The organism is uncultured Leifsonia sp., from assembly GCF_945957465.1.
Taxonomy (GTDB): Bacteria; Actinomycetota; Actinomycetes; order Actinomycetales; family Microbacteriaceae; genus Leifsonia.
Map to the genome: position 1 here is coordinate 1 of NZ_CAMFLC010000081.1, position 10,602 is coordinate 10,602.

Below are 10,602 nucleotides of genomic sequence, written 5' to 3' on the forward strand. Positions count from 1 at the left end.
GCGCGGGTGGGAACGGCAACTCGGGGGCCGCTCGCGGCGCCAATCACGGCAACGTCGCGGCCGCGCACGGCGGCACCCACGGCAACGGCGGGTCGGCTCGCGGCGGGGCGCCGCGCACCGGTCTGCGCGTCGGCGACCTCGTCAGCGGCAGCACCAGCCGCGGCCGAGGCACCCGCCGTGCCCGGGGCTGATCCGCGTCGGTAACGGAGGAGAATCCTCGCGACACTCCCGGGAGTGGCAGCCAGCGGAGGAGTTGGGGCCCACGGGCGGCCGCAGCTCCTCCGTTGGCTAATGCGGCCGGTCCACGGTCAGCGGCCTCCGGGGCCGACTTCTGCGCGGGCCAGCGTGCCGATGCCGGTGACGATGCCGTCGATCAGGAGCCGGAAGCTGCGGTCGAGGTCGTCGGGCAGGCCGAAGCCGCCTCCGAGCTCGAGGGTGATGAAGCCGTGGAGGGCGCTGCGCAGCATCCGGATCGCGTCGACCGTGGCGTTCTCCGGCAGGTCGAACCCGCGGAGCGCGGCGGCCAGGACGGCGATCGTCTCGGCCGCGCGGGCGGCGAGCTCGGCGTCGGCGGCCGAGCCGAGGTCGGGAGCGACTTGCGTCGCGGCGTACCGGCCGGGATGCCGGTGCGCGTACGCGCGCACGGCGTCCGCCGCCGAGTGGATGGCCTCCGGACCGGAGCGGCCGATGGTCGACTCGGCCAGCACGCGCGCCAGCTCGGCGACGCAATCCGTCGCGACGAGTCGGCGGAGGTCGTCGAGGGAGGCGACGTGCTTGTAGAGGCTGGGGACGGCGACCCCGGCGCGCGAGGCGACGGCGGCGAGCGTCAGCCGGTCGAGCCCGGCCACGCCGCCGTCATCGACGACGTCGAGGGCCACCACCGCGACCGCGGCCCGGGACAACCCGACCCTAGGCACGCGCAGCGCCCCAGTCGCCGCCGGCGGCAGCACGCAGTTCGCGCAGGTAGTCGAGCGTCGCCGGGACGATGACGTCGGGGCGCTGGGCCTGCGGGTAGTGGCCCGCCTCCGCGACGCGGACGACCTGGGCGCCGAGCGACTCGATCCAGTCCGCCTCGGCGGCCGGGTCTCTGAAGTCGGGGTCGAGTTCGCCGACGAATGCCAGGATGGGCGCCTGCACCTCGGCGAGGCGCGGCTCGACGACCGAGTGGGTCAGGGCGAGCGTGAGGTGGCGGAACGAGCGCAGCCGGCCCGGCTCCTTCATGTTGCGCTTGAGGTCGGCTGCGTGCTCCTTCAGCCAGGGCGCGGTGCGGCCCTTGTTGATGGACCGGTAATAGGCAGCCCAGACCGACGCGCCCCACGGGCCGGTGAACAGCACGCGGTACAGGCCGTGGACGGACGCGACGGCGAAGCGGCTCATCGCCGGGTCGCGCAGCAGGGGGCCGAAGAGGACCAGGCCGGCGACGGCGTCGGGACGTTCGGCGGCCGCCCAGGCCGCCGCGGCCGCGCCCATGGAGTTGCCGAGCACGACCGCCCGGCCGCCCAGTTCGTCGATCAGGGCGAGGAGGTCGCGGGCGGTGGGGATGTCGCCGAACTCGCGGAAGGTGGTGTCCGACTCCCCGTGCGCCCGCAGATCGGTGACGGCGACACGGTAGCCGGCCTCCAGCAGCGGGCCGACGAGTTCGCGGTAGGTCGAGCGGAGGTCGCCCATCCCGGGGACGGCGACCACGAGCGGGCCGGTGCCCTCGACGGTGTAGCTGATGCGTCCCTCGGGGCGCTGCAGGTATCGGACCTGCGAAGCGATGGAAGTGTTCATAGCCCTAAAGCTAATACCATTAGCCATAGAGTGCAAGCAGAAACCGATAGTGCAAGCAAAAACCGAAATCGCGAACGAGAGCCGCTAGACCAGGCGACCGACCGAGGCCATAGCCGCCTTGACGAGGCCGCCGCGACCACCCTCGAGCTCTTCGCACACCGTCGGCGAGACGGCCTCCCCCGGCGTCATCCAGGTGATCTCGAGGGCATCCTGCCGCGGCTCGCACGTGCCGGTGACGGGAACGACGTAGGCGAGCGAGACGGCGTGCTGACGCTCGTCCGTGAACGCCGAGACGCCGGGCAGCGGGAAGTACTCGGCCACCTGGAAGGGGACCGGGCTGGCCGGCAGGAGCGGGAACGCCATCGGCCCGAGATCCTTCTCGAGATGACGGAACAGCGCCTCCCGCAGCGTCTCGCCGTACATGACACGACCCGAGACGAGCGTGCGGGTGATCTCGCCGACCGCGTTGGCGCGCAGCAGCACGCCGACCTCGGTGACCTGCCCGAGGCCGTCCACTCGAACGGGCACGGCCTCCACGTACAACAACGGCAGCCGCCGCCGGATCTGCTCCAGCTCGATGTCGCTCAGCCAGGCAGGACCCGTGCGGACACCGTCGCCGTCGAGCGGGTCGGGAGTCGGGTCCGGGTCGGGGGTGCGCACGCTCATGCACCGATCCTACGGATGCGGCGGCCGCGGTTCACGCAGACGGACGGATCTGTGTACTGCGCCGCGATCTGGGGGCTGTGGAGGACGAACGGATGATGCGCACAATGGACCATGCCGTTCCCCGCCCCCGAGCTCCACCTCGATCACGACGCCGTGCTGTGGTCCGCAGGCGAGGCCGACCGGGTCGGCCGGCCGCGCCTCATCCTGTTGCACGGCTACGCGTCCGACGAGGCCGACCTCTTCGGCATCTCCGCCTATCTGCCGCTCGAGCCGGTCATCGCCTCCCTCCGCGCGCCGATCCCGGAGGGCCCCGGATTCGCGTGGTTCTCCCGGTTCACCAATGTCTCCGGCAACCCGCTGGCGGCCAACGCCGACGCGGCGGCCCGCGCAGTGCTCGACTGGATCGACGAACAGCCGCAGGCCCCGACCGGCCTCCTCGGCTTCTCGCAGGGCGGCGCGCTGGCCGTTCAACTCCTGCGTCTCGCGCCCGAGCGCTTCGACTTCGCCGTCATCCTGTCCGGCTTCGTGGTGCAGGGCGCCGCGGACGGCGACGCCGCCCTCGCCGAGCGCCGTCCGCCGGTGTTCTGGGGCCGCGGGACGCACGACGACACCATCCCCGCCGCCTCGATCGCGCGGGCGGAGGAGTGGCTGCCCGAGCACTCCGACCTCGACGCCCGCATCTACGAGGGCCTCGCCCACGGCATCTCGCCGCTCGAACTCGGCGACATCTCGTCGTTCATCCGGGCGCACCTCCCCCGCCGCGGCTGACCGCGGGCGCCCGGCAGCGGACCGTCCCGCGCCCTCCCCTTGGCGCTGTCGGTGGCCGGGAGCAGGATGGAGTCGATGAGCGACGTGCTCGACCGGTTCTCCCCCGCGACCCGTGAATGGTTCCGCGGGGCGTTCGCCGCGCCCACCGACGCCCAGGCAGGCGCGTGGGAGGCCATCTCGCACGGCCGGCACGCCCTCGTCATCGCACCCACCGGCTCGGGCAAGACGCTCGCGTCCTTCCTTTGGGCGATCGACCGGCTGGCGAGCCGTGAGCCGGCGCCCGACGACCGCCCGGGCACGCGGGTCCTCTACATCTCACCGCTCAAGGCGCTCGGCGTCGACGTCGAGCGCAACCTGCGTGCGCCGCTGGTCGGCGTCACGCAGACCGCCCGGAGGCTCGGCGCCGAGCCTCTGCACGTCAGCGTCGGGGTGCGATCGGGCGACACCTCGTCGGCCGACCGGCGCGCGCTCGTCTCGTCGCCGCCGGACATCCTGATCACCACGCCCGAATCGCTCTTCCTGATGCTCACCTCGCAGGCCCGCGAGACGCTCGCAACCGTCGAGACCGTGATCGTCGACGAAGTGCACGCGGTGGCCGCCACCAAGCGCGGCGCGCACCTCGCGCTCTCGCTCGAGCGCCTCGACGCGCTGCTGCCGAAGCCCGCGCAGCGCATCGGGCTGTCGGCGACCGTGCGCCCGGCCGAAGAAGTGGCGCGGTTCCTGGGCGGCCGGGCGCCGGTGGAGGTCGTGGCCCCGCCCGCGGGCAAGCGCTTCGACCTCCGCGTCGTCGTGCCGGTCGAAGACATGAGCGAGCTGGGAACATCGACGTTCGCGAGCGGCAACGACGACGGCTCCGCTCCCCAGGCCGGTTCGATCTGGCCTCACGTGGAAGAGGCGATCGTCGACCGCGTGCTCGAGCACCGCTCCTCCATCGTCTTCGCCAACTCGCGGCGACTGGCCGAACGGCTGACGGCCCGCCTCAACGAGATCTACGAGGAGCGGGTGCTGGGCGGCGAGGCCGGCGTCGCCGCGCTGGTCGGGCCGCCGGCACGTCCTCCCGCCGAGCTGATGGGCGGTTCCGGCCAGACCAAGGGCTCCGCCGCCGTCGCCGACCCGGAGTCGCTCGTGCTCGCCCGGGCGCACCACGGCTCGGTGAGCAAGGAGCAGCGGGCGCTCATCGAAGACGACCTCAAGTCGGGCAGGCTGCGCTGCGTCGTGGCGACCTCCAGCCTGGAACTCGGCATCGACATGGGCGCGGTCGACCTGGTCGTGCAGGTGGAGGCCCCGCCGTCCGTCGCGAGCGGGCTGCAGCGCGTCGGCCGCGCCGGACACCAGGTCGGCGAGGTGTCCCGCGGCGTGGTCTTCCCCAAGCACCGCGCCGACCTCATCCACTCGGCCGTCGCCACCGAACGGATGGTGGGCGGTCTCATCGAGACGCTGAAGGTCCCGACCAACCCGCTCGACATCCTCGCCCAGCAGACGGTCGCGGCGACGGCCCTGGAGCCCCTCGACGCCGACGACTGGTTCGACACCGTGCGACGGAGCGCACCGTTCGCCACCCTCCCGCGCAGCGCCTACGACGCCACGCTCGATCTGCTCGCGGGCCGGTACCCGTCCGACGAGTTCGCCGAGCTGCGCCCGCGCATCGTCTGGGATCGCGACGCCGGCACGCTCACCGGCCGCCCCGGTGCGCAGCGGCTCGCGGTGACGAGCGGCGGCACCATCCCCGACCGCGGCATGTTCGGCGTCTTCATGGTCGGCGAGCGCGCCAGCCGGGTCGGCGAGCTCGACGAGGAGATGGTCTACGAGTCGCGCGTGGGCGACGTGTTCGCACTCGGCTCCACGAGCTGGCGCATCCAGGAGATCACCCACGACCGGGTGCTGGTGACGCCCGCGTTCGGCGAGCCGGGACGGCTGCCCTTCTGGAAGGGCGACGGTCTCGGCCGACCGGCGGAGCTGGGGGCCGCGGTCGGCGCGTTCATCCGCGAGCTCGGCGCGGCCTCCCCCGCCGACGCCGAACTGCGCTGCGTGGAGGCCGGGCTCGACGCCTTCGCCACGGCCAACCTGCTGGCGTTCCTGCGCGAGCAGAAGGAGGCCACCGGCCACCTGCCGACGGACCGCACCCTGGTGGTCGAACGGTTCCGGGACGAACTCGGCGACTGGCGGGTCGTGCTGCATTCCCCGTTCGGCATGCAGGTGCATTCGCCCTGGGCGCTGGCGGTACAGGCGCGGGTGCGCGAGCGCTACGGGATCGACGCGGGCGCGATGGCGGCGGACGACGGCATCATCGTGCGTATTCCCGACACGGAATCCACTCCCCCGGGCGGGGAGCTGTTCGTCTTCGAGCCGGCCGAACTCGACGAGCTGGTGACCCTGGAGGTCGGCGGCTCGGCGCTGTTCGCCTCCCGGTTCCGGGAGTGCGCGGCCCGCGCGCTGCTGCTGCCCAAATACAACCCGGGCAAACGATCGCCGCTGTGGCAGCAACGGCAGAAGGCATCGCAGCTGCTCGATGTCGCTCGCAAGTACCCGAGCTTCCCGATCATCCTCGAGACGGTACGCGAGTGCCTGCAGGACGTCTACGACCTCCCCGCGCTCGACGACGTCGCGCAGAGCATCGCCCAGCGCCGTATCGCGATCGTCGAGGCTGCGACCGAGACGGCGTCGCCGTTCGCGCGCTCGCTGCTCTTCGGCTACGTCGCCGCGTTCATGTACGAGGGCGACAGCCCGCTCGCCGAACGCCGGGCCGCCGCGCTGTCGCTCGACGCCGGACTGCTCGCCGAGCTGCTGGGCCGCGCCGAGCTGCGCGAGCTGCTCGACCCGGCGGTCATCGAGCGCGTCGAACTGCAGTTGCAACGGCTCGACCCCGACCGTCGGGTGCGCGGCGAAGAGGGCGTGGCCGACCTCCTGCGGCTGCTCGGGCCACTGACGGTAGAGGAGGTCGCGCAGCGGTTGCAGGGGGCGGGCGACGCGGAGCCGAACCCCGACGCCGCCGCCGACGCGCAGACCGCGGCGCCGCACGCCGCACCGGAGACCGCGTCCGCGCATCTCGCGGCCCTCGTCGACGCCAAGCGCGCCCTCGCCGTGACCTACGCCGGGGTCGAACGCTACGCCGCGATCGAAGACGCGAGCCGGCTCCGCGACGCCCTCGGCGTCCCGCTTCCGATCGGCGTGCCCGTGGCGTTCACCGAGCCGGTCGACGACCCGCTCGGCGACCTCGTGAGCCGTTTCGCCCGCACGCACGGGCCGTTCGAGATCGGGGAGCTCGCTTCGGCGTTCGGCCTCGGGCCCGCGATCGTGCACGACGCCCTGCGCCGCCTGTCCTCCGACGGCCGGGTCGTCGAGGGCGAGTTCCGTCCGCACGCCCACGGCTCGGAATGGTGCGACGCCGAGGTACTGCGCCGGCTCCGCCGGATGTCTCTCGCGGCTCTGCGTCAGGAGGTCGAGCCGGTCGAGACGGCGACGTTCGCGCGGTTCCTCGGCGACTGGCAGCACCTGGGTTCCACGCTGCGCGGCGTGGATGCCGTGGCGTCGGTCATCGAGCAGCTCGCCGGGGCGCGCATCCCGGCCTCCGCCTGGGAGTCTCTGGTGCTCCCCGTTCGTGTCGTCGACTACAGCCCCGCGATGCTCGACGAGCTCACCGCCACCGGCGAGGTCATCTGGTCGGGTGACGGCACGCTGCCCGGCAACGACGGCTGGATCAGCCTGCACCTCGCCGACTCGGCTCCCCTCACCCTCGCGCCGCCGGCCGATCGCGAACCGGACGAACTGCAGCGCGGCATCCTGTCGGCGCTCGCCCGCGGAGGCGGCTATTTCTTCCGTCAGCTCTCGGACGCCCTCGGCTCCGACCGTGGCGAGGCGATCGACGACGCCGAGTTGGTGACCGCGCTGTGGGAGCTCGTCTGGTCGGGCCTCGTCACCAACGACACGCTCGCGCCGCTGCGCACACTGACCGGTGCGGGCGGTGGTGCCCACAAGCGGCCCCGGCAGCCGACCCGCTCGCGGATGTACCGCGGCCGCGTCGGCGCACCCCGGCAATCGGCGATGGTCACCCGGATGGGGCCGCCGACCGTCGCCGGGCGGTGGTCGCTGCTCCCCGAGCGCGATCTGGACTCCACCGTGCGCGCGCACGCTCAGGCCGAGACGCTGCTCGAGCGCTACGGTGTCGTGACCCGCGGCTCCGTGATGAACGAGGGCACCCCGGGTGGTTTCGCGCTGGCATACAAGGTGCTCAGCGGCTTCGAAGACAGCGGGCGCGCACGTCGCGGCTACTTCGTCGAGACGCTCGGCGCCGCGCAGTTCGCCAGCGGCCCGACGGTGGACCGCCTCCGCACCTTCGCGCGCGACCACACCCAGCCGCGACCGTTCGAGGCCCTCGCGGTCGCGGCCACCGACCCGGCCAATGCGTACGGCGCCGCGCTGCCGTGGCCGTCCGTGCCGGCGCCGGCGGGCGGGGTGGAGGGCGGCACGGGCCATCGCCCTGGCCGCAAGGCCGGCGCACTGGTCGCCCTCGTCGACGGCGAACCGACCCTCTACGTCGAGCGAGGCGGCAAGAGTCTGCTGTGCTTCCTCGACCAGCAGGACGAGGAGCAGCGACCGGCGCTGCTCGCCGCTTCGCGCGCGCTGGCGGCCCTGGTCTCCGCCCGGCGCGTCGACAAACTCGCCGTGGAGACCGTCAACGGATCAGCCGTGCTGGGCACGCCGGTCGGCGCTGCGCTCGCGGAGGCCGGTTTCCTGGCCACGCCGCGCGGGCTCCGGCTGCGCGGGTGACGGCCGATGCCCGAGGGTGACACCGTCTACCAGACCGCCGCGCGCCTGCGGCGGGCGCTGGAGGGTCGCGTGCTCACGCAGAGCGACTTCCGGGTGCCCGCGTACGCGACGGTCGATCTCAGCGGCAGGCGTGTCGACGAGGTCGTGAGCCGCGGCAAGCACTTGCTGATCCGCGTGGGCGACCGCAGCATCCACAGCCATCTGAAGATGGAGGGCTCGTGGGAGGTCTATCCCCCGGGCGGGCGCTGGCGGCATCCCGCTTTTCAGGCGAGGGCCGTGCTGCGGACCGCGGACGCGCAGGCGGTCGGGTTCCTGCTCGGAGTACTGGAGGTGGTGCCGCGGTCGCAGGAGGACGCGGTCGTCGGCCACCTCGGCCCGGACCTCCTCGGCCCCGACTGGGATGGCGCGGAGGCCGTGCGGCGCATCCAGGCGCATCCCGAGACGCCGATCGCCGTGGCCCTGCTCGATCAACGGAACCTGGCCGGCGTCGGGAATGTCTATGCGAACGAGATCTGCTTCGTGCGCGGAGCGTTGCCGACGCGGCCGGTCGGGGAGGTCGACGTGCCTGCCGCGGTCGAACTGGCGAGGCGCATGCTCGTCGCCAACCGCGACCGGGCGGTTCGCGTCACCACCGGCGACACCCGTCGCGGGCAGAACACGTGGGTGTACGGCCGGGAGGGGCGGCCGTGCCGCCGCTGCGGCACGCTCATCCGGCGATCGGAGCTCGGCCGCACCGAGCTGGAGGAGCGCGTCACCTACTTCTGCCCTGTCTGCCAGACCTGAGCGAGCGCCGCTCGCGCGAGGGGCACGTCGGTGGATGGCAGCGCGCGTTACGCGGCGGCCTCCTCTTCGTCGGCGGCCGCGGGGCGCACGGTCGCGAGTGCGGCCGACCACGACTCCAGCTGTTCGAAGAGCGGGGTGAGCCCGGCCTCCTGCGCTGCGGTGGGCTTGAGCGACCACTTCTCGAAGTCGTGGTGGAGGCTCAGCCCGACGAACGCGTCAAATTCCGAGGACACGGCGGGAGTGTAACAAGAACCTTTGAGGGCACAAAGAGTGCGGTCGTGCGCTAGGTTGTCATAGATAGCTAAGATATCAAACTATCATACCAGAATACTGGCTATAAAAGGAGAAACTCATGAAATCCCTGGCCAAAGCGCTGGCAATCACCGCAACGACAGCCGCACTGGTCACGCTGGGAGCAACCGCCGCCCAGGCAACGACCGCGTATCCCTCCGAGGGTGGCACCTGGAACTACGGCGTGAGCGGGAAGTACACCACTTCTGACTACCTCCACAACACGCGCACGCACAAGTCAACGGCGGTTGGGCACAACACTGTTGTTTCCGCCTCGACTTCGCCGGGGGTCTGGTCTAAGGCTCAAGCCATCTCGGCAGTCGGGGGCAACAAGGCCTACTACGACGTGAAGTAGTTATCGAGTGGTGTCGCGTCACTGGCGCGACACCACTGACTGGTATTTCAATCCGAAAGCGGCCTCAATTGCGTAAGCCCATATTCATTCCCCTTCTGACCGCGGCGGTGATCATTGCACTAGTTGGATGCACCAGTTCTGCAGAGCAGCCCGTACCCGCAGATGGGCAAGCACCAACGTCATGGTCAGAAGAAATGCACCAAGAGTACGAGAAGGCAACCTCAGCTGACATCAAAGAGGCACTACGTGACGGAAAGATCTCCGACCAAGAGTATTCAGAGATGAAACAGCGTTACACCTCGTGCCTGGAAGCAGCCGGCATCACTGTAACGAAGTACGACTTCGACGGGGCTGGGCTACATCCGCCCTCGTCTCTGACGAGTGATCAAGCTCACAACGTTGAGACAAAATGCTCTGACCAGTCCGGAGAATATCCCATCGCATACTTCTACGTGCAGATGCGGGCCAATCCTTCGCATAAAGATATGGCTCAAGCAGTAGTCGACTGCTTCAAACGCAAAGGTTTGGTCGGCCCGAACTACGGGCTCAAGGACTACCGCGCCGGAGATCTACCGTCATCCGATCACGAGACGGTCAATTCGTGCAGCGCCGACCCTGACGGGCGTCTCGGTGGCTAAGCGATCTCGCTGGAATCTGGTCAGCTGGATGGCGACGCTGGTCGCTGCCGCTGCATGCGCCGGGGCAGCAGTTGCGGTGGCAACGCTCACCAATACGCCCGAGGATTTGAATACAGCCCCGCGAACCAGTGAGATTGCGGTCGGGCAAGATCATTTCGATGATGCGCGCGACGTGCGGTTGACAGTGTCGAACCCAGCGCCCTCACAACTGTTTGCGCCCGCCCCTGGAAAGGTAACGGCCTTTCCATGCGCACAAGGAACTACTGTCACCTCGGGCGGAACGCCGCTCGCGTTGGATGGGGTCCCAAGGCTGGCGTTGGCAACCGCTACTCCCCTATGGCGGGATCTCTCTCTTGAAACGCGGGGCGACGACGTCCGATCGTTCCAGAACGAACTGGCCCGACTTGGGTTCTCACTCAATACAGACGGAGTGGTGGGGCAAAATACTCTCAACGCCGCCAAGGAGGCCTTGGCGCGTATCGGCATAACGCAGGAATCAAACGTCATTTGGGACTGGTGCAGCGATGGGTGACAGTTTCGGTTTAGGCCGCGAGGGCCAGG

General features: G+C 70.7%; 11 protein-coding genes. 7 read left to right on the forward strand and 4 right to left on the reverse strand.

Annotated features, from left to right (window positions below):
- Positions 1 to 191 (forward strand): hypothetical protein (locus Q0Q23_RS19035; RefSeq protein WP_295128043.1); only part of this gene is annotated, 191 nt, incomplete at its 5' end.
- Between the two features lie 117 nt (positions 192 to 308).
- On the opposite strand, the gene Q0Q23_RS19040 is transcribed toward Q0Q23_RS19035, so the two are convergent.
- The 3 genes from Q0Q23_RS19040 to Q0Q23_RS19050 form a co-directional block, all read right to left on the reverse strand.
- Positions 309 to 902: a TetR/AcrR family transcriptional regulator gene (locus tag Q0Q23_RS19040; protein ID WP_295128046.1), complete on the reverse strand. Its 594-nt coding sequence runs from the start codon at positions 900 to 902 to the stop codon at positions 309 to 311.
- 7 nt (positions 903 to 909) lie between these two features.
- Positions 910 to 1,773 carry an alpha/beta fold hydrolase gene (locus Q0Q23_RS19045; RefSeq protein WP_295128049.1) on the reverse strand — a complete coding sequence of 288 codons (864 nt, stop codon included), beginning with the start codon at positions 1,771 to 1,773 and terminating at the stop codon, positions 910 to 912.
- Between the two features lie 84 nt (positions 1,774 to 1,857).
- Positions 1,858 to 2,439, reverse strand: coding sequence for an NUDIX hydrolase family protein (locus Q0Q23_RS19050; RefSeq protein ID WP_295128052.1), 582 nt, complete (start codon positions 2,437 to 2,439; stop codon positions 1,858 to 1,860).
- 111 nt (positions 2,440 to 2,550) lie between these two features.
- Between Q0Q23_RS19050 and Q0Q23_RS19055 the strand changes: the two genes are divergently transcribed.
- The 3 genes from Q0Q23_RS19055 to Q0Q23_RS19065 all read left to right on the forward strand — a co-directional run bounded on the left by Q0Q23_RS19055 (position 2,551) and on the right by Q0Q23_RS19065 (position 8,757).
- On the forward strand, positions 2,551 to 3,207 hold the full coding sequence (locus Q0Q23_RS19055) for an alpha/beta hydrolase (protein ID WP_295128056.1): 657 nt from the start codon (positions 2,551 to 2,553) through the stop codon (positions 3,205 to 3,207).
- 75 nt (positions 3,208 to 3,282) lie between these two features.
- Positions 3,283 to 7,974 (forward strand): ATP-dependent helicase, encoded by a 4,692-nt coding sequence (locus Q0Q23_RS19060; protein WP_295128059.1) that lies wholly within the window; start codon positions 3,283 to 3,285, stop codon positions 7,972 to 7,974.
- A 6-nt stretch (positions 7,975 to 7,980) separates the two neighbouring features.
- Positions 7,981 to 8,757, forward strand: coding sequence for a DNA-formamidopyrimidine glycosylase family protein (locus tag Q0Q23_RS19065; protein WP_295128062.1), 777 nt, complete (start codon positions 7,981 to 7,983; stop codon positions 8,755 to 8,757).
- Between the two features lie 47 nt (positions 8,758 to 8,804).
- Here Q0Q23_RS19065 and Q0Q23_RS19070 read toward each other — a convergent pair whose 3' ends face one another.
- On the reverse strand, positions 8,805 to 8,990 hold the full coding sequence (locus tag Q0Q23_RS19070) for a hypothetical protein (RefSeq protein WP_295128065.1): 186 nt from the start codon (positions 8,988 to 8,990) through the stop codon (positions 8,805 to 8,807).
- Between the two features lie 119 nt (positions 8,991 to 9,109).
- Between Q0Q23_RS19070 and Q0Q23_RS19075 the strand changes: the two genes are divergently transcribed.
- From Q0Q23_RS19075 to Q0Q23_RS19085, 3 genes are all read left to right on the forward strand, one after another.
- Positions 9,110 to 9,403: a lactococcin 972 family bacteriocin gene (locus Q0Q23_RS19075; RefSeq protein WP_295128068.1), complete on the forward strand. Its 294-nt coding sequence runs from the start codon at positions 9,110 to 9,112 to the stop codon at positions 9,401 to 9,403.
- 194 nt (positions 9,404 to 9,597) lie between these two features.
- Positions 9,598 to 10,041, forward strand: coding sequence for a hypothetical protein (locus tag Q0Q23_RS19080; protein WP_295128071.1), 444 nt, complete (start codon positions 9,598 to 9,600; stop codon positions 10,039 to 10,041).
- Positions 10,042 to 10,069: 28 nt separating this feature from the next.
- Positions 10,070 to 10,573, forward strand: coding sequence for a peptidoglycan-binding protein (locus tag Q0Q23_RS19085; protein WP_295128074.1), 504 nt, complete (start codon positions 10,070 to 10,072; stop codon positions 10,571 to 10,573).
- Positions 10,574 to 10,602: the final 29 nt, after the last annotated feature.

Bases quoted from the DNA above. Each gene is read 5' to 3' on its own strand.
- Q0Q23_RS19045 (WP_295128049.1), bottom strand. From the start codon at position 1,773: ATGAACACTTCCATCGCTTCGCAGGTCCGATACCTGCAGCGCCCCGAG.
- Q0Q23_RS19050 (WP_295128052.1), bottom strand. From the start codon at position 2,439: ATGAGCGTGCGCACCCCCGACCCGGACCCGACTCCCGACCCGCTCGAC.
- Q0Q23_RS19055 (WP_295128056.1), top strand. From the start codon at position 2,551: ATGCCGTTCCCCGCCCCCGAGCTCCACCTCGATCACGACGCCGTGCTG.
- Q0Q23_RS19060 (WP_295128059.1), top strand. From the start codon at position 3,283: ATGAGCGACGTGCTCGACCGGTTCTCCCCCGCGACCCGTGAATGGTTC.
- Q0Q23_RS19065 (WP_295128062.1), top strand. From the start codon at position 7,981: ATGCCCGAGGGTGACACCGTCTACCAGACCGCCGCGCGCCTGCGGCGG.
- Q0Q23_RS19075 (WP_295128068.1), top strand. From the start codon at position 9,110: ATGAAATCCCTGGCCAAAGCGCTGGCAATCACCGCAACGACAGCCGCA.
- Q0Q23_RS19080 (WP_295128071.1), top strand. From the start codon at position 9,598: ATGCACCAAGAGTACGAGAAGGCAACCTCAGCTGACATCAAAGAGGCA.
- Q0Q23_RS19085 (WP_295128074.1), top strand. From the start codon at position 10,070: ATGGCGACGCTGGTCGCTGCCGCTGCATGCGCCGGGGCAGCAGTTGCG.